The sequence below is a fragment of the Sulfitobacter sp. HI0027 genome, from assembly GCF_001634775.1.
Lineage (GTDB): Bacteria > Pseudomonadota > Alphaproteobacteria > Rhodobacterales > Rhodobacteraceae > Sulfitobacter.
Genome location: NZ_LWER01000428.1, coordinates 1 through 26,963, shown reverse-complemented (window position 1 = coordinate 26,963; position 26,963 = coordinate 1). Strand labels below are relative to the sequence as shown.

The window sequence follows — 26,963 nt, the reverse complement described above, 5'->3', positions numbered from 1 at the left end:
CTTGCGTTCCGCACCGTCTGAACGGTCATTCGAGGCGCCACCGCGTCCCATGTGCAACCCCCGAGGCCTAAGCGGGCCTCGGGGGTTGCACATGGGACGCGGTGGCGCCTCGAATGACCGTTCAGACGGTGCGGAACGCAAGTGCATCGCCACGGGCGACGTGCAGCCAAAACACGGGTTGATCCGTTTTGTGATCGGCCCGGACAATCAGGTTTACCCGGATATCTTGGGTAAACTGCCGGGCCGGGGCATCTATGTCTCGGCTGACCGTGCCGCGCTGGAACTTGCGGTAAAGAAAAAGGCCTTTGCTCGGTCGGCGAAACAGCCGGTCACGCTGCCAGACGGGTTGATCGACGAAGTAGAACAACAATTGGCGCGCCGGGTGGTGGACTTGATCTCGCTCCAGCGCAAGGCAGGCAAGGCGGTCGCCGGCTACGAAAAGGTCAAAGGTTGGTTGCAAACCGAAGAGGCCGAAGTATTGATACAGGCCGTAGACGGGTCAGGGCGCGGTAAGTCCAAGCTGAGCACCCCACACTATGGCCATTACATCGGTTGGTTGACAGCCGATGAATTGGGTTTGGCATTCGGTCGCCAAACTGTGATACATGGGGCGCTCGCCTCTGGCGGACTCACGCAACGTGTTGTAGAGGAAGCCGGACGACTTAAAGGCGTGCGCGTAAACGAGGGTGGCAGCGGCCATCCGAAAGGATAGACGAGCTTCATGAGCGATAGTGACGGCAAGAAAACATTGGGTCTGCGCGGCGGCGCACGTCCGGGGAATGTAAAGCAAAGCTTTAGCCACGGGCGGACCAAGAACGTTGTGGTCGAAACCAAGCGCAAGCGTGTTGTGGTGCCCAAGCCGGGTGGCCAGAAACCAACCGGGCCGGGTGCCGGGCCGATTGGGGATCCCAAGAAGCGCCCCGCAGGCATCACCGATGCCGAGATGGAGCGTCGTCTGAAGGCCGTTCAGGCTGCCAAAGCCCGTGAGGTTGAGGAAGCCGCAGCACGTGAGGCCGAGGAAAAGGCCCGCGCCGAAGAGCGTGAGCGCCGCCGGGCCGAGATTGAAGCCAAAGAACGCGAAGAGCGTGAGCGCGAGGAAAGCCTCAAGGCGAAAGCCGAGGAAGACGCGCGCCGCAAAGCAGAGGCCGAAGCGGCTGCTGCTGCTCCCGCGCCAGAACCTGCCGCCGCGCGTGAGCCGGGCAACAAACCCATGCCCGCCGCAACGCCGCGTAAAACCACAGAGCGTGACCGCGACGAAACCAAGAAGCGTAGCAAGGGTGGCGACAGCCGCCGTTCTGGTAAGCTGACAGTGAACCAAGCCCTCAACGGTGGTGAAGGTGGCCGTCAGCGTTCCATGGCGCAGATGAAGCGCAAGCAAGAGCGTGCGCGTCAAAAAGCCATGGGTGGTCAGGTTGAGCGCGAGAAGATCGTGCGCAACGTCAATCTGCCCCCGGCAATTGTTGTATCCGAGCTTGCCAACCGTATGGCCGAAAAGACCGGCGCTGTTGTAAAAGCGCTGATGCAGAACGGCATGATGGTCACGCAGAATGAAACCATCGACGCGGATACCGCTGAACTCATCATCGAAGAGTTTGGCCACAAGGTTGTGCGCGTCAGCGACTCTGATGTCGAAGATGTCATCAAAGAGATCGTAGACAAGCCCGAAGACCTGCAAGGTCGTCCACCTGTGATCACGATCATGGGCCACGTTGACCACGGTAAAACATCGCTGCTCGACGCGATCCGTAATGCGAAAGTGGTTGCTGGCGAAGCCGGCGGGATCACCCAGCACATCGGTGCCTATCAGGTCACGACCGACAATGGCGCGGTGCTGTCCTTCCTCGACACCCCCGGCCACGCGGCCTTTACCTCCATGCGTTCGCGCGGGGCTCAGGTTACGGATATCGTGGTTCTGGTGGTCGCGGCGGATGACGCCGTGATGCCGCAAACGATCGAGGCGATTGCCCACGCGAAAGCGGCCAAAGTGCCGATGATCGTGGCAATCAACAAGATCGATAAACCTGCTGCAAATCCCGACAAGGTTCGTACCGATCTGCTTCAGCACGAAGTCATCGTCGAGAAGATGTCTGGCGATGTGCAGGACGTCGAAGTCTCGGCCGCAACGGGCCAAGGTCTGGACGAGCTGCTCGAAGCCATCGCGCTGCAGTCTGAAATCCTCGAACTCAAGGCGAACCCGAACCGGGCCGCAGTGGGCGCGGTGATCGAAGCGCAGCTTGATGTGGGCCGCGGCCCTGTTGCGACTGTTCTGGTTCAGAACGGCACGCTGCGTCAGGGTGATATCTTTGTTGTGGGTGAGCAGTACGGTAAGGTTCGTGCGCTGATCAACGACCAAGGCGAGCGCGTCAAAGAAGCAGGTCCTTCGGTGCCGGTTGAGGTGCTTGGCATCAACGGCACGCCAGAAGCCGGTGACGTTCTGAACGTCACTGAAACTGAAGCGCAGGCTCGCGAAATCGCTGAATACCGCGCCAATGCAGCTAAGGACAAACGTGCCGCTGCTGGTGCTGCGACGACGCTGGAACAGCTTATGGCCAATGCCAAGGCGAACGAAGACGTCAGCGAGCTGCCGATCTTGGTCAAAGCCGACGTGCAGGGTTCTGCCGAAGCGATCGTTCAAGCGATGGAGAAAATCGGCAACGACGAAGTCCGCGTTCGGGTTCTGCACTCCGGTGTGGGCGCGATCACCGAGACGGATGTCGGTCTGGCCGAAGCTTCGGGCGCACCGATCATGGGCTTCAACGTGCGTGCCAATGCTTCGGCGCGGAACACTGCGAACCAGAAGGGCGTCGAAATCCGCTACTACTCGGTCATCTATGACCTTGTGGATGACGTGAAAGCGGCTGCAAGCGGCCTGCTCAGCGCCGAGATCAAAGAGAACTTCATTGGCTATGCCAACATCAAAGAAGTCTTCAAGGTCACCGGTGTGGGCAAAGTCGCAGGCTGTCTGGTCACCGAGGGCGTCGCCCGCCGCAGCGCCGGTGTGCGTCTGCTGCGCGACAACGTCGTGATCCACGAAGGCACGCTGAAAACGCTCAAGCGCTTCAAAGACGAAGTGCCCGAGGTTCAGTCCGGTCAGGAATGCGGCATGGCATTCGAGAACTACGATGACATTCGTCCCGACGATGTGATCGAGATTTTCGAGCGCGAAGAAGTGACCCGCACATTGGCCTAAGCCAAGCGCTTACAAGACAAATTCCCCAGAGGCCCGGTCAAATTGCCGGGCCTCTGCTTTTGTGAAGGCCTTTTTGCCGTCGTCAAAGCTGATCCGCGCAAGGTTGACGTGCAGGGGCGAGATGTCGATCAGATTGAAATCATTCGGCTCCCCGCGCTGGCGCGACGACAGGCTGGTGCCTGCATGCAACTGGATCGCCAGATGGCCGTCATGCTCCGGTGCCGGGTGGGCAAAGGTGCCCGCGTGCCAGATGTGCAGATGGCCTGACAGGATCAGGTCCGCGCCGCAGTCCAGAAGCCGTTTCAAGGCCCGCTGCGCGCCCGGAATGGGCCGCTTGTGGGTTTCATTGGGGTGATCCAGCGGATGATGGCACACCGCAATGCGCAACGTGTTCTTCCCGCCGCGCGACAAGGCACGGCAGGCCCGCCCCAAACGGCGCAGGCCCAGTTTGCCGGTCTGCCATTTGAAGCGGTCGACGGTGTTGATCCCCACAGCGACGAAATCCGCGCCCTCGTGCACCGGGGTCAGATCGTGATGGATCCAGCGCCGGTAGTAACGCCAAGGGGCCAAGAACCGGGTAAAGGGGCGGTGCAGGGGGATATCGTGGTTGCCCGGCACGCTCAAGACAGGCGCATTGATCCGGTCGATAAAGGCCCGCGCCGCACGGTATTCCTTTTCCCTCGCCCGTTGGGTCAGATCGCCCGAGATGATCACCAGATCGGGGTCATAGCCGTTCACGGCCTCCAACAGGGGCATAAGAAGGTCGGGCCGGTCCTTGCCGAAGTGCAGGTCGGATAAGTGGATCAAGCGGCTCATCGCACGTCCTTTCCAGAGGCGCGGGGGACGAAAATATGGATGGGAGAGGTTGCACGGGTGAGCCTAAAGGGGCCCTTCATCACTGCAATCTCTCCGTCCCGCGCGACATATCGTTTGCGCTGTTTCATGCGTATTTCGATCTCTGACCCGCAGAGCATTTCGTAGTCGGTATGATGTTTCGCCATGCCCGTCGCCAGAGCCACAGCATGGCGTAGCAGTCCAAAGCGGTAGGTGTCGGGGGCGACCAGCAGCACCATATCGCCGCGCGCGATACAGTCTTGCCCGTCGAGCCCCATTTGATCCAATTGAAAGGCGTTGTTGACGGCAAATACAAGCGGGGTGCGAAGGTCGGTCTCCTTGCCGTCGACCACAATGGTCAGCTTGAGCGACGTGCGAAAATCTATCAAGGCTTTGATCACCGACCAATAAGCGGCGATCCGACTGCGGCCCCAGCGGCGATAGATGCCCTCCCGGGTCTTGAGGATTGCCGGGTAGGCGCCGATGCTGGCATTGTTCAAGAATGTCTCACCGTTGATCGTCGCCACATGCACCGCGCGGCTTTCGCCGCCTGCGATGACATCAACCGCCTCTTGAAGATCTTCTGGGATGCCCATCGACCGCGCGAAATAGTTGAAGGTGCCCTGCGGGATGATGCCAAGCGGGCGGTCCTGATCCTTCATGGCCGAGGACACGCCAGAGATCGTGCCATCCCCCCCGGCCACGGCAATGATGCCTTCGGCCATAGACAAAGCCTGCCGGGCTGCACTGGCAGGATCGTTCCGTTTGTCGATGTGAATGAATTCCGCCGTGACCCCGTGCCGCGCAAAGGCGGATCGGATAGTGCTTTCGGCTTGGTCACCGTTTTGACGGCCCGAACCGCGGTTCAGGATGACAATAGCGCGCTTCGATGACATAAAATCCCCTGCCAAATGCTCAGGGGAAACGCGGTGGAACGCCTATTTGTTCACCTAAATAGGCGTTCCACGCAGATTTTTCAGACTGGTTTGCCTTCGAAAATCTTACCGTCGACTTGAACGGCCATGCGACCGCCCGCCAACATTTTTACAAAAATACCCTGAACGTAAATGGAATTTCCGATTGCGATGGTTCTCAACATGTCGGCACCCTTTCATACAGATGTTACAACTCTGCCTCAGGATGGTGCGCTTTGGGTTAAAAAATCCGCAACATGCTGAGTGATTGGGGATCACTAGTGCAATTCTGCCACTCTAGGCTAGAGCCAATCACGCAATATTGATATGAGCGGCACGTCTGCTTCGGGCATCGGATAGCCGCGCATTTCATTGGGACGTACCCATTTCAGGGTCTGCCCTTCGCGCGAAACCGGGGTGCCGCCCCATTTGCGACAGGCAAAAAGCGGCATCAGCAGATGAAAATCACTGTAGCTGTGGCTGGCAAAGGTCAGCGGCGCGAGACAGGATGCCCATGTCTCGATCCCCAACTCTTCGTGCAACTCCCGGATCAACGCCGCCTCTGGCGTTTCACCGGGTTCGATCTTGCCGCCGGGAAACTCCCATAGGCCCGCCATTGGCTTACCTTCGGGCCGCTGTGCCAAAAGCACGCGGCCATCGATATCGATCAAGGCCGCGGCGGAAACGAGCACTGTCTTCATCGGATCAGGACCGGTAGTCGGCGTTGATGTCGATGTAGCCGTGGGTAAGGTCACAGGTCCAGACGGTGCAGCGGCCTTCGCCGAGGCCCAGATCAACGCCAATGACGACATTCTGGCCCTTCATATGGGCGGCGGCATCTTCTTCGGAATAGTCGGGGCTGCGCCAGCCGTCGCGGGCGACTTCGATGTCCCCAAAGCGGATCGACAGGCGGTCGCGGTCTGCCGGAGCGCCTGATTTCCCGATGGCCATGACGACGCGGCCCCAGTTGGGGTCTTCCCCAGCGATGGCGGTTTTGATCAGCGGCGAATTGGCGATGGCCATGGCGTGGACCTTGGCCTCGTCATCGTTGGAGGCACCGGTGACGGCCACTTCGACGAACTTCTGCGCGCCTTCGCCGTCTTTGACGACCTGATGTGCAAGGTCCATCATCACGTCACGCAGCGCCGCGTCGAAGGCTTCGTTATCCGACACATCGACACCTGAGGCCCCTGTCGCGGCCATGATCAGCGCGTCAGAGGTGGAAGTATCGCTGTCGACGGTGATGCAGTTGAATGTCGTCTCGGTATGGGTCGAGAGGCGGTGTTGCAGCGCATCTGTCGCGATACCCGCATCGGTAAAGATATAGACCAGCATGGTGGCCATATCGGGCGCGATCATGCCCGAGCCTTTGGCGATCCCCGCGATAGAGACAGTTTTGCCGTCGATCTCTACGGTCGCGCTGGCGCCTTTGGGGAAAGTATCCGTTGTCATTATGGCCCGCGCGGCGTCTTCGATGCCCGCAGGGTCGAGTTTCGCGTGGAGGTCGCCCAGCACGGCGGTGATCCGTTCGTGGGGCAGGGGTTCGCCGATGACGCCGGTGGACGACGTGAAAACCCGCGATTGCGGCACGCCGCAGGCTTCGGCGGTGGCGGCGGTAATCGCCTCGACCGCGTCGGTGCCGCCCCGCCCGGTAAAGGCGTTGGCATTGCCGGAGTTCACGACGATGGCGGCGCCCTCATCCGAGGCGCCGCCGATTTTTGCCTGGCAGTCCAGCACCGGGGCCGCGCGGGTGGCAGAGCGTGTGAACGCCCCCGCCACAGCACTGCCCGGTGCCAGCTTCGCCAACATCACATCGGTGCGCCCTTGATAGCGGACGCCAGCGGCGATGGTGGCGAATGTCACGCCGTCAATAACCGGAAGGTCGGGAAAACGGGCCGGGGCGAGCGGCGAGACAGCCAGTGATTTACCCATGGGTCAGTTCAGCCATTCAATGTTTTTAAGAACAGTCGGGTCGATGCCTTCGGCGGCGCTGCGGTCAACCTCGGCGGCCTCGGTCAGGCTTTCGATGGCTTCCTGCACTTTGGTCTGGCGCACTTGGGTCTCAAGCTCTTCGCGCACATCTTCCAGCACGGGCGCTTCGCCTGTGCGGGTCTCGTTCAGCTTGATAACATGCCAACCGAACTGAGTTTCCACCGGCTCAGACACGCCACCTGCTTCCATGCCGGCGACGGCTTCTTCAAACTCGGGGACCATCATGCCGGGGCCGAACCAACCCAAGGAACCGCCACCGGGGCCGGAGGGGCCGGTCGATTTCTCTTTGGCGACTTCGGCAAAGTCCGCGCCGCCGTCGAGTTCAACCTTGATCGCGTCGGCTTCTTCCTTGGTTTCGACAAGGATATGCGAGGCGTTGAATTCCTGCTCAGGCTCGGCGTCTTTGTACTGCGCGTCATAGGCGGCTTGCAGTTCTTCGTCGCTGACATCTTCGGCCATGACGCCTTCGATCGCCTCACCAGCGGTGAGCGAGCGTGTCTCGTTTTCGATCGACAGGGTCACGCGCGGCGGCAATTCGCCAGTAAAGCTGTCGGCAAGGGCTGTCTGCTGCACAAGCTGATCGAGGATCCCTTGGAACAGCACGTCATCAGGCAGTTGCTGATACTGCTGCGGCAGGCTGGCACGCGCCACGAGCATATGGCCAAGCGTGATTTCAGTGTCGTTGACGGTGGCAACAACCGTGTCGACACTCGGTTCGTCTTGGGCGGCGACAGGGAGCGCCACAGCGGCGGCAAGCGCCAAAGACGACAGAAAAGTGAGGGGTTTTTGCATGGTTGGATCCAATCGCTTCCTTCGTAGCAGGGCTGCTACATTGACAGTGTATGGCACGCCCCTTACATCGCCTTATGGCGCTGAGAGGCGCGGGCTCATCCACTATCTATGGGCTGCCATGGCGCTCGGCAACCAGATCGGCGCAAGACATCATAACTTCGGCGGGAGATTACATGCTGGGTATCGGAACAATCGCCAAAAAGGTCTTTGGCACGCCAAACGACCGGAAGATCAAGGCGACCCGTCCGCTTGTGGCACGGATCAATGCGCTGGAGCCTGAGTTCGAAAAGCTAAGCGACGACGAGATCAAGCTGCGCACGGAAGAGTTGGCCAAGCGGGCCGATGCGGGCGAGGACCTTGACGATCTGCTGCCCGAAGCCTTTGCCAACTGTCGCGAGGCTGCGCGCCGCACCCTTGGCCTGCGCGCCTTCGACACCCAGCTTCTGGGCGGCATCTTCCTGCATCAAGGCAATATCGCCGAGCAGAAGACCGGTGAGGGCAAGACCCTGACTGCGACCTTTGCAGCCTACCTCAACGGGCTCACGCATAAAGGCGTGCATGTGGTGACGGTGAACGAATACCTCGCGAAACGTGACGCCGAATGGATGAGTAAAGTCTTTGGCGCGTTGGGCTTGACCACTGGTGTTGCCTATTCCGGCATGCCCGAAGACCAGAAGCGCGCGGCCTATGCCTGCGACATCACTTATGCCACAAACAACGAGTTGGGCTTCGATTATCTGCGCGACAACATGAAGTCGAACCTGTCGGACATGCTGCAGCGCGGGCATAACTTTGCCATCGTGGACGAGGTCGACAGTATTCTGATCGACGAAGCGCGGACGCCGCTGATCATCTCTGGCCCCTCGCAGGACCGCTCGGAGATGTACCAGATCATCGACGCGCTGATCCCCTCGCTGACTGATGAGCATTACGAGCTCGACGAGAAAACCCGCAACGTGACCTTCACCGACGAGGGCAATGAGTTCCTCGAAGAGCAGTTGCGCGCCCGTGATCTGATCGAAGAGGGGATGACCCTTTATGATCCCGAAAGCACGACTATCGTGCACCACGTCAACCAAGGTCTGCGCGCGCACAAGCTGTTCCAGCGCGACAAAGATTACATCGTCCGCGATGGCGCGGTGACGCTGATCGACGAATTCACGGGCCGCATGATGCCGGGCCGCCGCTTGTCGGATGGTCTGCACCAAGCGATCGAGGCCAAAGAGGGCGTCGATATCCAGCCCGAGAACGTGACCCTCGCAAGCGTTACCTTCCAGAACTACTTCCGTCTTTACAACAAACTGGGCGGCATGACCGGCACGGCCCTGACCGAAGCTGAGGAATTCGCCGAGATTTACGGCCTTGGCGTTGTCGAAGTGCCGACCAACGTGCCGATTGCCCGTGTCGACGAAGACGATGCCGTTTACCGCACCGCGCGCGAGAAATACGAGGCGATGATTGAAAAGGTGAAGGAGGCCCACGCCAAGGGTCAGCCTTGCCTTGTCGGCACCACCTCAATCGAAAAGTCTGAACAGCTCAGCGCCATGCTGACCGCCGACGGGATCGAGCATAACGTGCTCAACGCCCGCCAGCACGAGCAAGAAGCGCAGATCATCGCCGAAGCTGGCAAGCTGGGCGCCGTGACCATCGCCACCAACATGGCGGGCCGCGGCACCGACATTCAGCTGGGCGGCAACGTCGAGCTCAAAGTGCTCGACGCGCTGGATGCCGATCCGGAGGCCGATCCGGCCAACATCCGCGCCCAGATCGAAGCGCAGCACGCCGAGGAAAAGCAGAAGGTGCTGGAGGCCGGTGGTCTTTATGTTCTGGCGTCCGAGCGTCACGAGAGCCGCCGCATCGACAACCAGTTGCGGGGCCGTTCGGGCCGTCAGGGCGATCCGGGCCGCACCTCTTTCTTCCTGTCGCTCGAAGATGACTTGATGCGTATCTTCGGCTCGGAACGGCTGGAGAAGGTTCTGACCACGCTGGGTCTGAAAGAAGGCGAAGCCATCGTGCACCCTTGGGTGAACAAATCGCTGGAGCGCGCGCAGGCGAAGGTCGAGGGCCGCAACTTTGACATCCGCAAGCAGCTTTTGAAGTTCGACGACGTGATGAACGAGCAGCGTAAAGTGATCTTTGGCCAGCGCCGCGATATCATGGAGGCGGACAACCTCAATGAGATCGTCACCGACATGCGCGAGCAGGTGATCGACGATCTGATCGACACCTATATGCCGCCCAAAACCTACGCCGATCAGTGGGACACCCAAGGTTTCTATGCCGCGGTGATCGAACAGTTGAACGTCGATGTGCCGATCATCGCATGGTGCGAAGAAGACGGCGTGGATGACGAGGTGATCCGCGAACGTCTGATGCAGTCCACGGATGAGCTGATGGCAAAAAAGGCCGAGGCTTTCGGCGAAGAGAACATGCGCAACATCGAGAAACAGTTGTTGTTGCAGGCCATCGACACCAAATGGCGCGACCACCTGCTGACGCTGGAACATCTGCGTTCGGTCGTGGGCTTTCGCAGCTACGCGCAGCGCGACCCGCTGAACGAGTATAAAAACGAAGCCTTCCAACTGTTCGAGACGATGCTCGACAGTCTGCGGCAGGACGTGACCCAGAAACTGGGGCAAATCCAACCGATGAGCGAAGAGCAGCGTCGCGAGATGATGCAGGAAATGGCCACCCGTCAGGCCGCCATGCAGGCCGCTGCCACCGAGGCCGCAGATGAGGCATCTGAGCAGGCCGAGGCCGCCGCACCGGGCTTTGACGAAAACGATCCGTCCACATGGGGCAACCCGGGCCGGAACGATCTCTGCCCCTGTGGTTCTGGCAAGAAGTTCAAGCACTGCCACGGCCAGATCACCTGAGCCGCGACATCTTTTCGCCCATAACTTGGCGTTTCAGGGCCATACCCCGGCCCTGATCCCCGCTCATAAAGTCTCCAACGAATCCGTTGAAGGAGACTTGTGATGTGGCGCACTAAAGAAATTCTGACGGCTGTCGGCACTCTCACCTGTGCTGTGGGCATCGGCTATGTCATGCAAAGCTCTGACACGGCGCAGCAGCGTTATGGCGCGGCTGACGCGCAGCGTCTGGTGGCCGACAATGGCGCGCTGCTTGAAGTTGAGGGCATCACCCTGACCTCTGCCGCGCTGGACAGTCCCATCGCGTTGCCAACGCTGGATGACCGGGTGGTCAAAGCCGCAGCCCCTCAAAGCCTGCCGCCCGCACCTGAGAGCCACAGCACCGCGATCCCCGCGACCTGCGATATCATCGCCACCGCAGACGCCGTGGCCGCCGCGATGGTGAAGCTCAGCTTGGATGCGGCCTGTCTGCCGAATGAACGGCTGACCGTGCACCACAACGGCATGATCTTTACCGAAGTCACCGATGACAAAGGGCGGTTGTCCGTCTCCGTCCCGGCCCTCGCGGAAGAGGCTGTGTTCATCCTTGCCTTTGGCAATGGTGACGGCGCTGTGGCGCAGACCACTGTGCCCGAATTGTCTGATTTCAACCGTGTCGTGCTGCAATGGAAAGGCACCGCGGGGTTTGAGCTTCACGCCCGTGAGTTCGGCGCGGATTACGGCGATGCGGGCCATGTCTGGTCCGGCGCCCCGCGCGATATGACCGCTGCTGTGCTGGGCGAAGGCGGCTTCATGACCCGCAATGGCGACACCGACACCGCTGAGCCGTTGATGGCCGAAGTCTATAGCTTCCCGGTCGCCAAAGCGGCGCAGGAGGGCGATGTCGCGCTCAGTGTCGAGGCAGAGGTGAGCGAGGCCAACTGCGGGCTTGAGATCGAAGCACAGGCGCTGGAATTGCGTGGCGACGATCCGGTGAAAACCCAGAACTTGACCCTCGCTGTGCCGGACTGTGATGCGGTTGGCAACTTTCTGGTGTTGAATAATTTGCTCCAAGACCTGAAAGTCGCGCAGAACTGACGCAACCGGGTAGGTCTTGATGAACGGGTTGAAACGTGCGGCGATCAGCGCCGCACTTTTGCTTTTTACGGCGGCTGCGAGCGCGGCGCAGGATATCGCGCTGACCTCGCGCGATGGCAGCGTTGAACTCAGCGGCACCTTGCTGGGCTTTGACGGCGAATTCTATCGCGTCGAAACCGACTACGGCGAGCTGACCGTCGACAGCAGTGGCGTGTCATGCGCCGGGCCGGGTTGCCCCAACCTTGAAGATTTCGTGGCCGAGGTGCGGTTCTCGGGCTCGGCGACCATGGGGGCGGTGCTGATGCCCGCGCTGATCGAAGCCTTCGCGGCGCGGCAGGGCTATACGGTCAACCGCGAAGACGGGGAAGGCGGGCGTTTCGCGCTTCTGCTTTCGCGTCAGGATGATGGCAAACTGGCTGCGCGATTTGATTTCCGGGCGACCAACACCAACGAAGGCTTTGCCGATCTTCTGGCGGATGAGGCCGATGTGGTGATGGCCCTGCGCGAAGTGCGCCGCGAGGAGCGGATAAATGCCCGCGAGTTGGGGCTGGGCGATCTGACCGGCGCCAATCGCAGCCGGGTGCTGGCGCTTGATGCGGTGGTGCCTGTGGTTGCCCCGTCCAATCCGGTGAAACAGATCTCGCCGTTGACCTTGGCCCGGGTGTTTTCCGGTGAGATTAAGAACTGGCAGCGCCTTGGCGGGCCGGACGCGCCCATTGAACTGCATCTGCCCACCGCCGACAGCGGCTTGAGCCAAGCCATTGTGGATCAGGTATTAACGCCCGCCGGACTGGAACTGAGCGGCGATGTTACGCGCCACACCATGCCTGACGCGCTGGCAGAGGCGGTCGCGCGGGATGTCTTTGCCCTTGGGATCACCAGCTATGCCGAACAGGGCGGGACCGAGGTGCTGACCCTTGGCGGTAACTGTGGCTTTGCGCTAGATGCCGCGCGGCGCACGATCAAAACCGAAGACTACCCGCTGACCGCGCCGATGTTCCTCTATTTCCCGGCGCGTAGGCTGCCGCTGATCACGCGCGAGTTTCTCGCCTTTACCCGCGGCCCCTCGGCGCAGATCGTGATCCGTAGAGCCGGTTTCGTGGATCAGACGCCCGAAGAAATCCCGGTAGAGGAACAGGGCAACCGCTTTGCCAATGCCATTATCACGGCGGGGATCGAAACCCCGCTGGAAGAATTGCAGCGCATGACGGCGACGCTGGTGCCGATGGCGCGGCTGACGACCTCTTTCCGGTTCGAGGCAGGCTCGATCCGGCTTGACGCACAGTCGCGCTCTAACGTTCAGCAATTGGCGCGGGCGCTGGAGCAGGGGCAATATGACGCGCGGCGGTTGATGTTCGTGGGCTTCAGCGATGGAGAGGGCGAAGCAAGGGCCAACCGCGAGATCGCGCTGCGCCGGGCCGAGGCGGTTCAACGTGCCGTCAGCGCCGCCGCGGTGACCGCCAACCTGTCGCGGATCGATCTGCGGGTAGATGCCTTTGGCGAGGCGATGCCGATTGCCTGCGATGACAGCGAGTGGGGCCGACAAGCCAACCGTCGGGTTGAGGTTTGGGTGCGCTAAGGGGCCCGTGCCTAAAGGTGTCCTTCGCTCCGAAAACTCAGCTCGCGCGATTTGCCGATGATCAGGTGGTCATGCAGGGTCAGCCCCAAGGCGTCACAGGCGGCGGCGACCTGCCGGGTCATGTCGATGTCCGATCTTGATGGGCTGGGGTCGCCCGAGGGGTGATTGTGGACAAGGATGATCGCGCTGGCGTTCAGTTCAAGCGCGCGTTTTGCAACCTCGCGCGGATAGACCGGGACATGATCGACCGTGCCTTTCGCCTGTTCCTCATCCGCGATGAGGATGTTCTTGCGGTCGAGGTAGAGAACGCGAAACTGCTCCATCTCCAGATGGGCCATGGTGGTGTGGCAATAGTCCAGCAGAGCGTCCCAAGAGGACACGATATGCCGCTGTAGCACCTTCGCCCGGGCCAGCCGCTGGGCCGCAGCCTCAACGATCTTGAGCTCGACAATCACCGCTTCGCCAACACCTTTGATATCGCGCAGGCGGGCGGCAGGGGCGGTGATGACGCGGTTAAAGTCACCGAACCGGTCCAGAAGTTCCCGCGCCAGCGGTTTCACATCACGGCGGGGGATGGCGCGGAAAAGGACAAGCTCAAGCATCTCATAATCCGGGATGGCGGCGGCGCCCCCATGGACAAAACGGCTGCGGAGGCGCTGGCGGTGGTCTGCGATATAAGAGGGTTGTTTGCCCGTATTGGACGGCGGTCTGCGCGCTTCGTCCATTAGGAAGGGAAGGGGCTGATCAGCCAAGGTTCTCGGGGCACGGGTCATGACCAGAGTTTTGCGCTAAGGTGGTTAGGATTCGGTTAACAGGGTTTTCACGTCCTATTTACCTTGTGCACCTAGGGTTGCGGGTGAGGCGCGCGATACGCCTCACCCGGCCAAATTTAACCCTTCATCGAATCCCAGAAGGATTTGACAGAAGAGAAGAAATTGCTGCTTTCTGGGTTATTGTTCTGGGCTTCGCCCTCAAACTCCCGCAGCAGTTCTTTCTGTCTGTTGGTCAGGTTCACCGGGGTCTCAACCGCCAGTTCGATGATCATATCACCGACGCCACCGCCCCGCAGCGGCGGCATGCCCTTGCCACGCAGACGCATCTGACGGCCCGATTGGCTGCCTGCAGGGATCTGCACGCGGCCACGGCCACCATCGATGGTGGGCACTTCGATATTGCCGCCCAAGGCGGCTGTGCTCATCGATACGGGAACGCGGCAGAACAGGTTCGGCCCGTCACGCTCAAAGAGTTCATGATCGGCCACTTCGATAAAGATATAGAGGTCCCCCGACGGCCCCCCGCGCATGCCCGCTTCGCCCTCACCGGCCAGCCGGATACGGGTGCCGGTTTCAACACCAGCGGGGATGTTGACCGAGAGCGTGCGCTCTTTCTCAACACGGCCCGCGCCGCGGCATTTCTTGCAGGGATTCTTGACGATCTGACCCATGCCAGAGCAGGTGGGGCAGGTGCGTTCAACAGTGAAGAAACCCTGCTGTGCGCGGACCTTACCCATGCCAGAACAGGTGGGGCAGGTCGAAGGCTCTGCGCCGCCTTCGGCACCGCTGCCATCACAAGAGTCGCACTGGACAGAGGCCGGGACGGTGATCGACTTTTGCATGCCCGAGAAGGCATCTTCGAGCGAGATGCGCAGGTTGTAGCGCAAGTCGGCACCGCGTGCGGCACGGCGTCCGCCGCCACCCCCACGTTGGCCCATGAAGTCACCGAAAAGATCGTCAAAGACGTCGGAAAAGGCCGAAGAGAAATCGCCCTGACCGCCGCCCATGCCGCCGCCGGGACGCCCGCCGCCCATGCCACCTTCAAAGGCGGCGTGGCCGTAGCGGTCATAGGCCGCTTTTTTGTCGTCGCTTTTCAGCACGTCATACGCTTCGCCCACTTCTTTGAACTGGGCTTCGGCGTTTGGGTTGTCTTTGTTGCGGTCGGGGTGAAGGTCTTTGACCTTGCTGCGGTAGGCCTTCTTGATCTCGTCGGCAGAGGCCCCTTTGGCAACGCCAAGCACCTCGTAGTAGTCACGTTTTGCCATGGGTTATCATGCTCCTGCGCTGGAACGTGATGGGCCGGCCCGTCTGACGGACCGGCCCTTTCACAGGTTCCGTTTCACGCTTACGCGCGCTTGTCGTCGTCCAGATCTTCGAACTCGGCGTCGAGGATGTCGTCGTCGCCACCCTGCGATTGCTGAGCATCCGAAGGCTGCGCCGTGTCGTCGTTGCCTTCTTCCTGAGCGTTCTTGTAGATCGCCTCGCCCAGTTTCATGGCCGCTTCGGTGACGTTCTGGATGCCGGATTTAATCTTGTCGGCGTTGTCGGTTTCCAGTTCGTCTTTCAGCGCGGCAATGGCCAGTTCGATCGCTTCGACGGTGGTCGGGTCAACCTTGTCGGAATGCTCTTCCAGCGACTTTTCGGTCGAGTGGATCAGCGATTCCGCTTGGTTTTTCGCTTCGATCAGCTCGCGACGGGATTTGTCCGCCTCGGCATTCTCTTCGGCGTCTTTCACCATCTTGTCGATATCCGCATCCGACAGACCGCCCGATGCTTGGATCGTGATCTTCTGCTCTTTGCCGGTGCCTTTGTCGAGCGCGCCCACAGACACGATGCCGTTGGCGTCGATGTCAAAGGTCACTTCGATCTGTGGCATGCCGCGTGGGGCAGGCGGGATATTCTCAAGGTTGAAGGCACCGAGCATCTTGTTGTCGGCTGCCATCTCACGCTCACCTTGGAAAACCCGGATCGTCACAGCGTTCTGGTTGTCTTCGGCGGTCGAGAAGACCTGAGACTTTTTCGTCGGGATCGTGGTGTTACGGTCGATCAGGCGGGTGAAGACACCACCAAGGGTCTCAATGCCCAAGGACAGCGGTGTCACGTCCAGCAGAACCACGTCTTTCACATCGCCTTGCAGAACACCGGCCTGAATGGCGGCACCAAGGGCCACGACTTCGTCAGGGTTCACACCCTTGTGCGGCTCTTTACCGAAGAATTTGGTCACTTCTTCTGCGACTTTCGGCATCCGGGTCATACCACCGACCAGCACGACTTCGTCGATGTCGGATGCCGAGAGGCCCGCATCCTTCAGCGCGGCGGCGCAGGGCTTCATCGACGCTTTGATCAGGTCACCCACAAGGCTTTCCAGCTTGGCGCGGGTCAGCTTCATGACCATGTGCAGCGGCGAGCCGTCCTTGCCCATCGAGATGAAGGGCTGGTTGATCTCGGTCTGGCTGGAGGAAGAAAGCTCAATCTTCGCTTTCTCGGCAGCTTCTTTCAGACGCTGCAGCGCCATCTTGTCTTGCGTGAGGTCAACGCCGTTGGCCTTTTTGAACTCATCCGCAAGGTAGTTGACGATGCGCATGTCAAAGTCTTCACCACCAAGGAACGTGTCGCCGTTGGTGGATTTCACTTCGAAGAGGCCGTCGTCGATCTCAAGGATGGTCACGTCGAATGTACCGCCGCCAAGGTCATAGACCGCGATGGTTTGCGTATTCTCTTTGTCGAGGCCATAGGCCAGCGCGGCGGCTGTCGGCTCGTTGATGATCCGCAGCACTTCGAGACCGGCGATCTTGCCGGCGTCTTTGGTCGCCTGACGCTGGGCGTCGTTGAAATATGCGGGCACGGTGATAACCGCCTGCGTGACTTCCTCACCCAGATAGCTTTCTGCGGTTTCTTTCATCTTACCAAGAATGAAGGCCGAGATTTGACTTGGGGAGTATTTCTCACCGCGGGCTTCGACCCATGCGTCGCCGTTGCCGCCATCAATGACGTTGAACGGCATGTTCTTTTTGTCTTTGGCCAGATCCGCATCGTCGTTGCGGCGGCCGATCAGGCGCTTGACGCCGAAGACAGTGTTTTCTGGGTTGGTGACCGCCTGGCGTTTTGCTGGCTGGCCGACAAGGCGCTCATCGTCGGTGAAAGCAACGATCGACGGCGTTGTGCGCGCGCCTTCGGCGTTTTCGATCACACGCGGCTGGCTGCCATCCATGATGGCGATACAGCTGTTGGTGGTGCCAAGGTCAATACCGATTACTTTGGACATGTTTCGATCCCTCTTTGAATCTAAGGCGATGACACGAGACGCGGACCCGTTTTGGCATCCTGCCCCGATCTGTTGACATCGAAGACCACGTGCCTTCGACGGTTCGGAGCGTATATAGGGAGGGTATTTGCACCCTGCAACCATTGGCTGGTCAGGATGGTCGCGATTCCGTGATGTTTTTGCCAAACGAGTGAGGAAGAAAGAAAAATGACTGCTTTGCGCCTGCGGGGCTTCGATATCCACAAAGAATTTCTGGGAAGAGCGGCCCAGCAGGAGGTGCTGGACGCGGTGCGCGGTGTGGTGCGGCAGGCGCCGTTCTTTCGCCCTGAGGTGCCGCGTGGCGGGCGCATGTCGGTTCGCATGACGGCGGCGGGGCGCTATGGCTGGTTCTCGGATCGGCGCGGGTATCGTTACGTCACCGAACACCCCGACGGGCAGCCATGGCCCGAGATCCCCGCACCGATTCTGGCGATCTGGGACAAGTTGACGGGGTTGGAGCGTCGTCCCGAATGCTGCTTGATCAATTACTACGATGCCGATGCGCGCATGGGGCTGCATCAGGACCGGGATGAGGCGGACTTTCAGTGGCCCGTGGTCTCGGTCTCTTTGGGGGATGACGGGTTGTTTCGGATCGGCAACCTGACCCGAGGCGGTAAGACGGAATCGATCTGGCTGCAGTCAGGCGATGTGGTGGTCATGGGCGGAGAGGCACGGTTGACCTACCACGGGGTGGACCGGATCAAGCCTGGCACGTCGACGCTGCTGCCCAAAGGGGGGCGGATCAATCTGACGCTTCGGGTGGTGGAGTGACGTTTTCTTTTAAAGAAAACGGCGACGGACTTTTTTGAAAAGTCCGTCGTTTCAGCGGCTGAGCGAACAGCATCCCGTTTGGTGTTGCCAGCCGTCATTTCCTTGCAAAAGGAGGTCGACAGCAAGCCCATAGGCGCGGTCTGACATGCCGTCACTACAGGCGCGGGTCGACAGTGTGGCGATCGCCGCGCCCTGCGGCCCCTCACCAATAAAATGAAAGCTGTCACGCCGACCCTGCGCCGCCCCGGACTGCGTGATACGAAAATCGCGTGGGCTGTCCGCTAATGCATCATAGCTCAGCGTTTCGCCGGTCACATCGAAGGACCAGAACGGCTCCGTCCCCCCACAGCGCGCCACGGGTGGCATCGCACCAGCCCATTGCCCAGATTGTCGGGTGAGGTAGCGAAGGGAGACCCCGCCGCGCCCTTCGCCGCTGTTTACCAAGCCCCAGCCGTGATGGTCGTCGGGGCGGATCACTTCGATATTTTCAGCGTCGGGCTTGAGGCTGCCGACGATCGGGGCGCTTGCGTCAGGTGCTTGGCGAATGTTTAGCACGTCATCCGCCGCGACCCCACTGACATCGTAAAGAGCGGGCCATGCCTCCTGCGTTGCCGAGGCAGGCAGCGCCCAGAGGCAGAGAAGGGCCGCCAGCAGTCTCACCGCCGCGCATTCCAACTGATCGACGCATGGCGGCGGGTATAGAATTCGCCCATCAGCCCGATCATCAAAAGCACCAGACCAACCCAGAGCGGGTATTCCCAACTGCTGTAGCGCGGGTTGTAATTGATGAAGGCAAAGCCGCGCGCCTGATCAATGCTATGAAACAGCGGGTTCCAATCAAACATCGCCAGCATATAGCCGGGCAGAGAGTTGGCGAGAAACATCTTGCCCGAGGCGATCATATTGGCACGTTGATAGACGGTCGAAAAAATCGTCACGAAGGACGGAAACCACGGCTTGATCGCCAGCATCACCAACCCAAGCGCACAGCCGGTAAACCACGCGGTAAGCATCATCCCGAAAGCGGCAAAGGGCTGATCGATGGAGATCGGGGTCACCGCCACGTGGTAAATAAACAAGATCACAAAGAGCGACAGCACCTGAATATAGAGCGATCCGACCGCCGCCGAAGCGATGGCGATGATCGTATTCATCGGGGCGTGCTGCATCATCGGGCTTGCCGGCCCCTCTGACCCGGCGACCGCGCCCAGAGCCTTCACATGAGTGAGATAAAGAAAGATGCCAGACATCAGATAGACAAGAAAATCACCGCGCACAGCAGACCCGCGCATCCCGAGGATTGAGAACATCACATAGAAGGCCACCACGAACATCACCGTTTGCAGCATGTTCATCGCGATGGCGATGAAGGCGTTGTTGTGCTGTTTGCGCACGTTGCGCACCACAGAATGGTAAACCAACTCTGCAATGGAGAGAGCCGAGCCAAAGCCGGATTTCGGCTTTCTGGAAGATTGGAACATGCGCGCGTCCTTGACGAAGCCCTAACGTGGCACGGAATTCTTGCTGTTCCGTTAGCTGCACAGCATAAGGGAAACGGTTAATTGAAGCAACGACAGCCCGCAGGGCCGGAGGCAAAATGGATTACGAGAAATTGGTCGCAGAAATGCGGCGGCTGGCATTGGAAGCAGGGGATAAGATCATGGAGATCTACGGTCAGGATAATTTCGAGGTGAAATCGAAATCCGACGACAGCCCCGTCACCGCCGCCGACGAAGCCGCCGATGCGATCATTTCCGAAGGGCTTCGCGCTGCCTTTCCCGATGTCATGCTGGTCACTGAAGAACAGGCTGCGACCCATACCGCCAAAGGCGATACATTTCTCATCGTTGACCCGCTTGATGGCACCAAGGAATTCGTCCACCGCCGCGGGGATTTCACGGTGAACATCGCGCTGGTCGAAGGCGGCGTGCCGACGCGCGGCGTGGTCTATGCCCCTGCCAAATCCCGGATGTTCTTTACCCAAGCCGACGGTCAATCGGTCGAGGAGACGGGCGCATTTGCCAAAGGGCAGCTTGGCGAAACCAAGGCGATTTCAGTCTCTAATCCAGACAACACGGCGCTGATGGTCGTCGCCTCCAAATCACACCGCGATCAGGCGACTGACGATTACATCGGCAAATACGGCGTGCGGGACATGACCTCGGCAGGGTCGTCGCTAAAGTTCTGTCTGGTCGCGACCGGAGAGGCCGATCTCTACCCGCGTTTGGGCCGCACGATGGAATGGGACACCGCCGCAGGCCATGCGGTGCTGAACGGGGCAGGCGGCGCAGTGGTGCGTTTCGATGACCTCACCCCGCTGGCCTACGGCAAGGAAGATTTCGCCAACCCCTTCTTCATCGCCCATGCCCCGGGTGTTGAGTTGAAAGCGGGCTGATGTCTGTTCTGATCGTCATCCCCGCCCGCTATGCCTCCACCCGCTATCCCGGCAAACCGCTTGTGGCCCTCACCGGGGCTACGGGGCAAAAGCAGTCCCTGATTGAGCGCAGTTGGCGGGCCGCCAGCGCGGTTTCGGGCGTCGATCGTGTGGTGGTGGCCACCGACGACGACCGCATTCGCGAGGCCGCAGAAGGTTTCGGCGCCGAGGTCGTGATGACTTCGGAAGCCTGCGCCAACGGCACCGAACGCTGCGCCGAAGCACATGCCGCGCTGGGCGGGAGCTATGACATCGTGGTCAACCTGCAAGGCGACGCACCGCTAACGCCGCATTGGTTCGTCGAAGGGCTGGTGCAGGGGTTGAAAGACAATCCCGATGCCGAGATCGCTACCCCGGTGCTGCGTTGCGACGGTGCCACGCTGAACAGTCTTCTGGGCGACCGCAAGGCGGGCCGCGTCGGGGGCACGACGGCGGTTTTCGGGGCCGATAATCAGGCGCTCTATTTCTCGAAAGAGGTCGTTCCCTATACCGGAAAGCCTTATACAGAGACTGATATGACCCCGGTTTTCCATCATGTCGGTGTCTATGCCTACCGCCCCAACGCGCTGGCGCGCTACCCCAGCTGGCCTGTCGGCCCCTTGGAGCAGTTGGAGGGGCTGGAACAGCTCCGTTTCCTTGAGAATGGCCGCCCGGTGCTCTGCGCCGAGGTTGAGGCCAAGGGCCGCGAGTTCTGGGAATTGAACAACCCCGAAGACGTGCCGAAGCTCGAAGCTATGATGGCGAAAATGGGTCTGGAATGACCACCACCCCCGTCAGTGCCACGCTGGAAAGCGGCGTGCCTGTCAGCGTCGTGATCGTCAGCCGGGACCGGCCCGAGGCATTGCGGCGTTGTCTGACGGGGGTGGAGCTACTTCAATACGCCCCTTTCGAAGTCATCGTCGTGGCCGATCCCGCAGGGATCACCGTGGCCCGCGACATGGTCTTTGCCGAGGCCCTGAAGCTGGTCACTTATGACAGTCCGAACATCTCTGCCGCGCGCAACCTTGGCATCGCCGAGGCCGCGGGGGAGGTCGTGGCCTTTATCGATGATGATGCCGTGCCAGAGCCGCTGTGGCTGCGCCACCTGCTGGAACCTGCGCAACGGCCCGGCGTCGCGGCGATGACCGGTTTCGTCAGGGGGCGAAACGGCATCTCGTTCCAATACCGCGCGCGCCAACTGAACGCTTTGGGAGAGCCGGAAAACCTTGATGTAGACCCCGAAACGCCCAGCATTCTGCCCCCCCCGCCCGGGGGGGCGATCAAAACCGAAGGCACCAATATGGCCTTTCGGCGCGATGTCTTGGTGGAGGTGGGCGGTTTTGACCCGGCCTTTCATTACTATCTCGATGAAACCGACCTGAACATGCGACTGGCGCGGGCAGGCCATGCCACCGCAATCGTGCCGCTGGCCGAGGTCCATCACGGTTTCGCCGCCAATGCGATGCGCAGCGCCAACCGCGTGCCGCGTGATCTTTTCGATATCGGGGCAAGCTGGGCCGTGTTCCATCGCAAACATCTGGCCCCGCAGGACCGTGCCGCGCAATGGGCGTACCTTCGCGCGGCAGAGCGCCGCCGGTTGCTGCGCCATCTGATAAGCGGCGGGTTAGAGCCAAGCGATGTTCCCCGTCTGCTGCGCAGACTGGATGAAGGCCACGCCGAGGGGCTGAAGCGCCCCATCGTCAGCACCACCGTACCGCGCACAGCCAACAGCCCCTTTCGCCCCTTTCCCGCCCGCCCGCGGCGCAGCGTGGCGATCTTCACCCGGCCTATAAAACTGGCACGAGACCGGGCAAAAGCTGCAAAATGGGCGCAAGCCGGAGAGATCGTCACCCTGATCAGCCTTTCGCCAACGGCGCTCTACCATCGCGTTGCCTTTGATCCGACCCACGCTATTTGGCTGCAAACAGGTGGAATATACGGAAAATCCGCCCGGGATGACGCGGTTTTTCGCTTAATGCGGCGGTGTGATCGGCTGAAAAGAGAAGTTAAGCGAGTTGCCAGACAGCGCGGTTTCAGCGATGATCGTAGCCGTTAAAAAGACGCAGGTGGATTTACCGTGGCGTTCTGTATTTTTCGAATAAGTTGTAAGGATTAACATGCGCAAGAAGGTAACAAAGGCGGTTTTCCCTGTCGCAGGTATGGGGACACGCTTTCTGCCCGCCACCAAATCGGTGCCCAAAGAGATTATGACCCTCGTTGACCGCCCCTTGGTTCAATACGCAATCGATGAGGCGCGGGCGGCCGGGATCAAAGAGTTCATCTTCGTGACCTCGCGCGGCAAAGGCGCGTTGGAGGACTATTTCGACCACGCCCCGCAGCTTGAGCAGGAGTTGCGTAAAAAGGGCAAGACAGAGCTTCTTGAGACGCTTCAAAGCACCAATATGGACAGCGGTGCGATTGCTTACATCCGCCAGCATAAGGCGCTTGGGCTTGGCCATGCGGTCTGGTGCGCCCGCCGTTTGATCGGGAATGAACCCTTTGCTGTCATGCTGCCTGATGACGTGATCGCGGCGGAAAAGCCTTGCCTGAAGCAGATGGTCGAAGCCTATGAAGAAACCGGCGGCAGCATGGTCGCCGCAATGGAGGTCGAGCCTTCCCGTGCCTCTTCCTACGGCATTCTCGACACCAGCGAAGAGCGCGGCGATATGGTGAAGGTCAAAGCGATGGTAGAGAAACCCGCCGTCGACGAAGCGCCGTCGAACCTTGCGGTGATTGGGCGTTATATCCTCTCGCCGAACGTTTTGAAGAACCTCAACAAACTGAAATCCGGATCGGGTGGTGAAATCCAGCTGACCGATGCGATCGCCCAAGAGATCGAGCAAGGCCGTGATGTCTATGGTTTCCGGTTCCGCGGGCAGCGGTTCGATTGCGGCTCCAAGGCGGGCTTTCTTCAAGCGACCGTGGCCTTTGGTCTCGCCCGTGAGGAATTGCGCGACGATCTTTCGGCCTATCTGCAAAGTATTTCCCAAATCGACCGGGCCGCGCAGTAAGGTCGGGAAAACGCAAAATGGAAAAGGTATTGGTAACGGGCGGAGCGGGCTATATCGGCTCGCACGCTTGTAAGGCATTGAAAGCGGCGGGCTTTATCCCCGTCACATTCGATAATCTGGTGACAGGCTGGCGCGATGCCGTGAAATTCGGCCCCTTTGAGCAAGGCGATCTGCTGGACCGCGCGCGGCTGGATGAGGTCTTTGCGAAACATCAGCCCATTGCGGTGATGCATTTCGCCGCCCTCAGCCAAGTGGGGGAAAGTATGGCGGAGCCGGGGCTTTACTGGCGCAACAACGTGAACGGCTCCCTCACATTGATAGAGGCGGCGGTCGCTGCGGGCTGCAAGCAATTCGTCTTTTCGTCGACCTGTGCGACCTATGGCGATCAGGATAACGTGGTACTGGACGAAAACAGCGCACAATATCCGATCAATGCCTATGGAGCGTCCAAACGGGCGATCGAGGACATCCTGCGCGACTTTGAGGCCGCCCATGGTCTGCAGCATGTGATCTTTCGCTATTTCAACGTGGCCGGGGCGGACCCCGAAGGCGAAGTGGGTGAGTACCATCAGCCAGAGACCCATCTGATCCCCCTGATGCTGGATGCGATTGCCGGAAAACGCGCGGCGCTGACTGTTTTCGGGGATGACTATGACACCCCCGACGGCACCTGTATTCGGGACTATGTGCATGTCTGCGATCTGGTCGATGCCCATGTTTTGGGTCTGAAATGGCTTCAGGACGGGAAGGGCAGCCGCGTGTTCAACCTTGGCACCGGCAGTGGCTTTTCGGTGCGTGAAGTGCTCGACCATAGCCGCGCTGTGACCAATCAAACGGTGCCCCATGAGATCGGCGCGCGCCGTCCGGGGGATTGTACCAAACTTGTGTCAGGCTCTTCCCGCGCGGAAGAGGAGTTGGGTTGGGCGCCTAAACGCTCGACCTTGGACAAGATGATTGCCGACGCTTGGAAATGGCACCAGACCGGCCATTACGATGGCTGAACCCACCGCACGGCTTCTTGATCTGACGCGCAGTCTGCGACGGGTCGGGCGGGTCGCGACGGGGGTTGATCGGGTCGAACTGGCCTATCTCTCACATCTTCTGACAGGTGACGCGCCGCTCTTTGGAGTGGCGCGTACGGCTTTGGGCTATGTCTTGCTGGACCGCGACGGGATGCGGGGCTTTCATGATCGGCTTGAAGGTCGCGTCCCTTGGGGGCGGGCAGACCTTCTGTCGCGCTTGCCACGGGGGCGTAGTGTGGCTCTAACATGGGCGGAAAGCGACCTCAGGCGCTTGGCAAGGGAGCGGTGTCTGCCTGCCGGGTTGCCCTCACTGCTTGCGCGGCATCTGCCACCGGGCTTTGCCTATCTCAATGTTGGCCACAGCAACCTGACGGACCGGGTTCTGGGCGCCGTGAAAAAGGCGCAGGGGCGGATTTCGGTTCTTATTCATGACGTGATCCCGTTGGACCATCCCGCCTACCAACGCCCCGGCACGGTCGCGCCGTTTCGGGCCAAAATCGACCGGGTGTCTGCGCAGGCCGATTTGATGATTTACAACTCGCAGGACACGCGCCAGCGCAGCGAGGCGCAGATGCGGGGGCGGATTCCCCCTGCCGTTGTCGCGCATCTGGGTCTCGACCTGCCCGCGCCCGATGGCGGTGAACTGCCTGCGGGCCTGCCGCCAAAGCTTCCCTTTTTTGTCGTTGTAGGCACCATCGAGCCGCGCAAGAACCATGGTTTCTTGCTGGACCTATGGCAGCAGATGGGCCCTAACGCGCCGCTGCTGCTGATCTGCGGCGCTCGGGGGTGGAACAACAACGCGGTCTTTGACCGACTTGATCGGCTGCCTGCGGGCGGCCCTGTGCGCGAGTTCTCAAGCCTCAGCGACGCCGGATTGGCCGCATTGGTTCAGGGTGCGGCGGGGATGCTGTTCCCCAGCCACGCAGAGGGGTTCGGCCTGCCGCCCGCCGAGGCGCTGAGCCTTGGATCGCGTGTTTTATGCAACGATTTACCAGTCTTGCACGAGGTCCTAGGCGACAAAGCCGTTTACGCGGCCCTGAGCGAGCCCTATTCATGGATCAGAACAATCGAAGAATGGGCCGCATCTGTGCCAGACCCGCGCCCCGCGACGACTTTTATCGCGCCAACATGGGCCGAACACTTCAAGACCGTGTTAAAGTCGACGTGATAGCGCGGTAGAGAAGCGGTCAGATCCGATAGGTAAGGGGCGGTTTGGGCTTAATTCAGTCATATCGATTGCGGCTGCAACGCAAGCGCTGGCGCATCCGCGCCTTCCGCAAACGCCGCGAGTTGACCCGCGTGGCGAACCGCACCGCCCAGATCAAACGCGACGATATCCTTGTGTTCTGCACGCAGCGCAACGAACGCATCCGGCTGCCCTATTTCCTGAAATACTACCGAGAGATGGGCGTCGGGCATTTCTTCTTCGTCGATAACGACAGCACCGACGGTTCGCTCGACTATCTTGCCGAGCAACCCGATGTCTCGGTCTGGAGCGCCAAGGCCAGCTATAAACGGGCACGCTTCGGCGTCGACTGGCTGAACTGGCTGCAGATGAAATACGCCCATGGCCATTGGGCGCTGACGGTCGATCCCGATGAATTTCTGGTCTACCCCTTCTGCGACACGCGGCCCCTGCGGGCGTTGACCGACTGGCTGGATGCCTCTTCGATCAAGAGCTTTTCGGCGATGTTGCTGGATATGTACCCTAAAGGGCGGCTGGACGAAGAACCTTACCAAGCGGGCCAAAATCCGATTGAGATTGCGTCGTGGTTCGACAGCGGCAACTACACCATTTCGCGCAATCGGCGGTTTGGAAACCTCTGGATTCAGGGCGGGCCACGGGCGCGGGTGTTCTTCCCAGATGAACCCGCCAAGGCCCCTGCGTTGAACAAGGTGCCGCTGGTCAAATGGGATCGGCGCTATGCCTATGTCAGCTCAACCCATACGCTGCTGCCGCGCGGGCTTAATCAGGTCTATGACGAATGGGGCGGAGAGAAAGCCTCGGGCGTGTTGCTGCATGCTAAGTTCCTCGACACCTTCGGTGCCAAGGCGGCGGAGGAGTTGCAGCGCAACGAGCATTACGCGGCTTCGGTCGAATACAAAGCCTATGCCGCGCAGCTAAAGGACGACCCGCAGCTTTGGTGCAAATGGTCAGAACGCTACATCAACTGGCGGCAGCTAGAGATTCTAGGCCTCATGTCGAAAGGGAACTGGGCATGAGCGTCGGGATCGTCATGCTGGTGCACAACGCCTTTGACCGGGCCGAGCAGGTCGCGCGCCATTGGGCTGCTGCGGGCTGCCCGGTGGTGATCCACATCGACAAGGCCGTGCCCCGGCGCGCGCATGATGCTTTCGTGGCGGCACTCTCTGACCTGAAGGATGTGCATTTCAGCCCCCGCAAACGCTGCGAGTGGG

The 26,963-nt window shown here is 60.3% G+C and carries 24 protein-coding genes and 1 pseudogene; 14 read left to right on the top strand and 11 right to left on the bottom strand.

Annotated elements, in window-relative coordinates; all coding sequences use genetic code 11:
- The first annotated feature begins 91 nt into the window (after positions 1-91).
- Positions 92-712 (top strand): RNA-binding protein, encoded by a 621-nt coding sequence (locus tag A3722_RS18980; protein ID WP_067627875.1) that lies wholly within the window; start codon positions 92-94, stop codon positions 710-712.
- 9 nt (positions 713-721) lie between these two features.
- Positions 722-3,190, top strand: coding sequence for a translation initiation factor IF-2 (gene infB, locus A3722_RS18975; protein WP_067627872.1), 2,469 nt, complete (start codon positions 722-724; stop codon positions 3,188-3,190).
- A 9-nt stretch (positions 3,191-3,199) separates the two neighbouring features.
- Here the strand turns inward: infB and A3722_RS18970 are convergent, their stop codons facing one another.
- The 6 genes from A3722_RS18970 to A3722_RS18950 form a co-directional block, all read right to left on the bottom strand.
- On the bottom strand, positions 3,200-4,006 hold the full coding sequence (locus A3722_RS18970) for a metallophosphoesterase family protein (RefSeq protein WP_067627869.1): 807 nt from the start codon (positions 4,004-4,006) through the stop codon (positions 3,200-3,202).
- Entirely contained in the window at positions 4,003-4,920 is a 918-nt protein-coding gene (locus tag A3722_RS18965; RefSeq protein ID WP_067627866.1) for a diacylglycerol/lipid kinase family protein, read from the bottom strand. The genes A3722_RS18970 and A3722_RS18965 overlap by 4 nt, the downstream gene beginning before the upstream one ends.
- 80 nt (positions 4,921-5,000) lie before the next feature.
- The gene (locus tag A3722_RS25135; protein ID WP_269084706.1) at positions 5,001-5,123 is read right to left on the bottom strand and encodes a hypothetical protein; all 123 of its coding nucleotides are present in this window, start codon (positions 5,121-5,123) and stop codon (positions 5,001-5,003) included.
- Between the two features lie 117 nt (positions 5,124-5,240).
- Complete coding sequence (locus A3722_RS18960) at positions 5,241-5,639, bottom strand: (deoxy)nucleoside triphosphate pyrophosphohydrolase (RefSeq protein WP_067627863.1); 399 nt, start codon at positions 5,637-5,639, stop codon at positions 5,241-5,243.
- A gap of 4 nt (positions 5,640-5,643) precedes the next feature.
- Positions 5,644-6,870, bottom strand: coding sequence for a bifunctional glutamate N-acetyltransferase/amino-acid acetyltransferase ArgJ (gene argJ / locus A3722_RS18955; RefSeq protein WP_067627860.1), 1,227 nt, complete (start codon positions 6,868-6,870; stop codon positions 5,644-5,646).
- Positions 6,871-6,873: 3 nt separating this feature from the next.
- Positions 6,874-7,722 carry a peptidylprolyl isomerase gene (locus A3722_RS18950; RefSeq protein WP_067627858.1) on the bottom strand — a complete coding sequence of 283 codons (849 nt, stop codon included), beginning with the start codon at positions 7,720-7,722 and terminating at the stop codon, positions 6,874-6,876.
- Positions 7,723-7,895: 173 nt separating this feature from the next.
- Between A3722_RS18950 and secA the strand changes: the two genes are divergently transcribed.
- The 3 genes from secA (at position 7,896) to A3722_RS18935 (ending at position 13,251) form a co-directional block, all read left to right on the top strand.
- Entirely contained in the window at positions 7,896-10,598 is a 2,703-nt protein-coding gene (gene secA, locus A3722_RS18945) for a preprotein translocase subunit SecA (protein ID WP_067627856.1), read from the top strand.
- 102 nt (positions 10,599-10,700) lie between these two features.
- A complete protein-coding gene (locus A3722_RS18940; RefSeq protein WP_067627854.1) occupies positions 10,701-11,672 on the top strand; it encodes a hypothetical protein in 972 nt (323 codons plus the stop codon).
- Positions 11,673-11,691: 19 nt separating this feature from the next.
- Positions 11,692-13,251, top strand: a complete 1,560-nt coding sequence (locus A3722_RS18935; RefSeq protein WP_067627852.1) for a substrate-binding domain-containing protein — start codon at positions 11,692-11,694, stop codon at positions 13,249-13,251.
- A gap of 11 nt (positions 13,252-13,262) precedes the next feature.
- Here the strand turns inward: A3722_RS18935 and radC are convergent, their stop codons facing one another.
- The 3 genes from radC to dnaK all read right to left on the bottom strand — a co-directional run bounded on the left by radC (position 13,263) and on the right by dnaK (position 17,289).
- Complete coding sequence (gene radC / locus A3722_RS18930; protein ID WP_236627474.1) at positions 13,263-13,976, bottom strand: RadC family protein; 714 nt, start codon at positions 13,974-13,976, stop codon at positions 13,263-13,265.
- A gap of 164 nt (positions 13,977-14,140) precedes the next feature.
- Positions 14,141-15,289 carry a molecular chaperone DnaJ gene (gene dnaJ, locus A3722_RS18925; protein WP_067627846.1) on the bottom strand — a complete coding sequence of 383 codons (1,149 nt, stop codon included), beginning with the start codon at positions 15,287-15,289 and terminating at the stop codon, positions 14,141-14,143.
- Positions 15,290-15,369: 80 nt separating this feature from the next.
- The gene (dnaK, locus tag A3722_RS18920; protein ID WP_067627843.1) at positions 15,370-17,289 is read right to left on the bottom strand and encodes a molecular chaperone DnaK; all 1,920 of its coding nucleotides are present in this window, start codon (positions 17,287-17,289) and stop codon (positions 15,370-15,372) included.
- A 207-nt stretch (positions 17,290-17,496) separates the two neighbouring features.
- On the opposite strand from dnaK, the gene A3722_RS18915 reads away from it, so the two are divergent.
- A complete protein-coding gene (locus A3722_RS18915; protein WP_067627840.1) occupies positions 17,497-18,099 on the top strand; it encodes an alpha-ketoglutarate-dependent dioxygenase AlkB family protein in 603 nt (200 codons plus the stop codon).
- A gap of 51 nt (positions 18,100-18,150) precedes the next feature.
- On the opposite strand, the gene A3722_RS18910 is transcribed toward A3722_RS18915, so the two are convergent.
- Together A3722_RS18910 and A3722_RS18905 are read right to left on the bottom strand one after the other, a co-directional pair.
- The gene (locus tag A3722_RS18910; protein WP_067627837.1) at positions 18,151-18,759 is read right to left on the bottom strand and encodes a COG3650 family protein; all 609 of its coding nucleotides are present in this window, start codon (positions 18,757-18,759) and stop codon (positions 18,151-18,153) included.
- Positions 18,756-19,580 carry an ABC transporter permease gene (locus A3722_RS18905; protein ID WP_067627834.1) on the bottom strand — a complete coding sequence of 275 codons (825 nt, stop codon included), beginning with the start codon at positions 19,578-19,580 and terminating at the stop codon, positions 18,756-18,758. The genes A3722_RS18910 and A3722_RS18905 overlap by 4 nt, the downstream gene beginning before the upstream one ends.
- A 116-nt stretch (positions 19,581-19,696) precedes the next feature.
- Between A3722_RS18905 and cysQ the strand changes: the two genes are divergently transcribed.
- From cysQ to A3722_RS18865, 8 genes and pseudogenes are all read left to right on the top strand, one after another.
- Positions 19,697-20,494, top strand: a complete 798-nt coding sequence (gene cysQ / locus A3722_RS18900) for a 3'(2'),5'-bisphosphate nucleotidase CysQ (protein ID WP_067627831.1) — start codon at positions 19,697-19,699, stop codon at positions 20,492-20,494.
- Positions 20,494-21,294 carry a 3-deoxy-manno-octulosonate cytidylyltransferase gene (locus tag A3722_RS18895; protein WP_067627828.1) on the top strand — a complete coding sequence of 267 codons (801 nt, stop codon included), beginning with the start codon at positions 20,494-20,496 and terminating at the stop codon, positions 21,292-21,294. Before cysQ ends, A3722_RS18895 begins: the two co-directional genes overlap by 1 nt.
- Positions 21,291-22,568, top strand: a complete 1,278-nt coding sequence (locus A3722_RS18890; RefSeq protein WP_067627824.1) for a glycosyltransferase family 2 protein — start codon at positions 21,291-21,293, stop codon at positions 22,566-22,568. Before A3722_RS18895 ends, A3722_RS18890 begins: the two co-directional genes overlap by 4 nt.
- A gap of 61 nt (positions 22,569-22,629) precedes the next feature.
- Positions 22,630-23,523, top strand: coding sequence for a UTP--glucose-1-phosphate uridylyltransferase GalU (gene galU, locus A3722_RS18885; RefSeq protein WP_067916371.1), 894 nt, complete (start codon positions 22,630-22,632; stop codon positions 23,521-23,523).
- A gap of 17 nt (positions 23,524-23,540) precedes the next feature.
- A complete protein-coding gene (gene galE, locus A3722_RS18880; RefSeq protein ID WP_067626943.1) occupies positions 23,541-24,524 on the top strand; it encodes a UDP-glucose 4-epimerase GalE in 984 nt (327 codons plus the stop codon).
- Positions 24,517-25,713, top strand: coding sequence for a glycosyltransferase family 4 protein (locus A3722_RS18875; protein ID WP_067626945.1), 1,197 nt, complete (start codon positions 24,517-24,519; stop codon positions 25,711-25,713). Before galE ends, A3722_RS18875 begins: the two co-directional genes overlap by 8 nt.
- A 68-nt stretch (positions 25,714-25,781) precedes the next feature.
- A complete protein-coding gene (locus A3722_RS18870; RefSeq protein WP_201722077.1) occupies positions 25,782-26,768 on the top strand; it encodes a glycosyltransferase family 2 protein in 987 nt (328 codons plus the stop codon).
- A pseudogene (locus tag A3722_RS18865) lies at positions 26,765-26,963 on the top strand (beta-1,6-N-acetylglucosaminyltransferase); the annotation flags it as partial. The gene A3722_RS18870 and the pseudogene A3722_RS18865, both read left to right, overlap by 4 nt.

Bases quoted from the DNA above. Each gene is read 5' to 3' on its own strand.
- A3722_RS18905 (WP_067627834.1), bottom strand. From the start codon at position 19,580: ATGTTCCAATCTTCCAGAAAGCCGAAATCCGGCTTTGGCTCGGCTCTC.
- A3722_RS18965 (WP_067627866.1), bottom strand. From the start codon at position 4,920: ATGTCATCGAAGCGCGCTATTGTCATCCTGAACCGCGGTTCGGGCCGT.
- A3722_RS18875 (WP_067626945.1), top strand. From the start codon at position 24,517: ATGGCTGAACCCACCGCACGGCTTCTTGATCTGACGCGCAGTCTGCGA.
- dnaK (WP_067627843.1), bottom strand. From the start codon at position 17,289: ATGTCCAAAGTAATCGGTATTGACCTTGGCACCACCAACAGCTGTATC.
- secA (WP_067627856.1), top strand. From the start codon at position 7,896: ATGCTGGGTATCGGAACAATCGCCAAAAAGGTCTTTGGCACGCCAAAC.
- A3722_RS18915 (WP_067627840.1), top strand. From the start codon at position 17,497: ATGACTGCTTTGCGCCTGCGGGGCTTCGATATCCACAAAGAATTTCTG.
- A3722_RS18950 (WP_067627858.1), bottom strand. From the start codon at position 7,722: ATGCAAAAACCCCTCACTTTTCTGTCGTCTTTGGCGCTTGCCGCCGCT.
- A3722_RS18980 (WP_067627875.1), top strand. From the start codon at position 92: ATGGGACGCGGTGGCGCCTCGAATGACCGTTCAGACGGTGCGGAACGC.
- A3722_RS18960 (WP_067627863.1), bottom strand. From the start codon at position 5,639: ATGAAGACAGTGCTCGTTTCCGCCGCGGCCTTGATCGATATCGATGGC.
- argJ (WP_067627860.1), bottom strand. From the start codon at position 6,870: ATGGGTAAATCACTGGCTGTCTCGCCGCTCGCCCCGGCCCGTTTTCCC.
- A3722_RS18890 (WP_067627824.1), top strand. From the start codon at position 21,291: ATGACCACCACCCCCGTCAGTGCCACGCTGGAAAGCGGCGTGCCTGTC.
- A3722_RS18935 (WP_067627852.1), top strand. From the start codon at position 11,692: ATGAACGGGTTGAAACGTGCGGCGATCAGCGCCGCACTTTTGCTTTTT.
- A3722_RS18895 (WP_067627828.1), top strand. From the start codon at position 20,494: ATGTCTGTTCTGATCGTCATCCCCGCCCGCTATGCCTCCACCCGCTAT.
- radC (WP_236627474.1), bottom strand. From the start codon at position 13,976: ATGGACGAAGCGCGCAGACCGCCGTCCAATACGGGCAAACAACCCTCT.
- galE (WP_067626943.1), top strand. From the start codon at position 23,541: ATGGAAAAGGTATTGGTAACGGGCGGAGCGGGCTATATCGGCTCGCAC.
- dnaJ (WP_067627846.1), bottom strand. From the start codon at position 15,289: ATGGCAAAACGTGACTACTACGAGGTGCTTGGCGTTGCCAAAGGGGCC.
- A3722_RS18970 (WP_067627869.1), bottom strand. From the start codon at position 4,006: ATGAGCCGCTTGATCCACTTATCCGACCTGCACTTCGGCAAGGACCGG.
- cysQ (WP_067627831.1), top strand. From the start codon at position 19,697: ATGGATTACGAGAAATTGGTCGCAGAAATGCGGCGGCTGGCATTGGAA.
- galU (WP_067916371.1), top strand. From the start codon at position 22,630: ATGCGCAAGAAGGTAACAAAGGCGGTTTTCCCTGTCGCAGGTATGGGG.
- A3722_RS18940 (WP_067627854.1), top strand. From the start codon at position 10,701: ATGTGGCGCACTAAAGAAATTCTGACGGCTGTCGGCACTCTCACCTGT.
- infB (WP_067627872.1), top strand. From the start codon at position 722: ATGAGCGATAGTGACGGCAAGAAAACATTGGGTCTGCGCGGCGGCGCA.
- A3722_RS25135 (WP_269084706.1), bottom strand. From the start codon at position 5,123: ATGTTGAGAACCATCGCAATCGGAAATTCCATTTACGTTCAGGGTATT.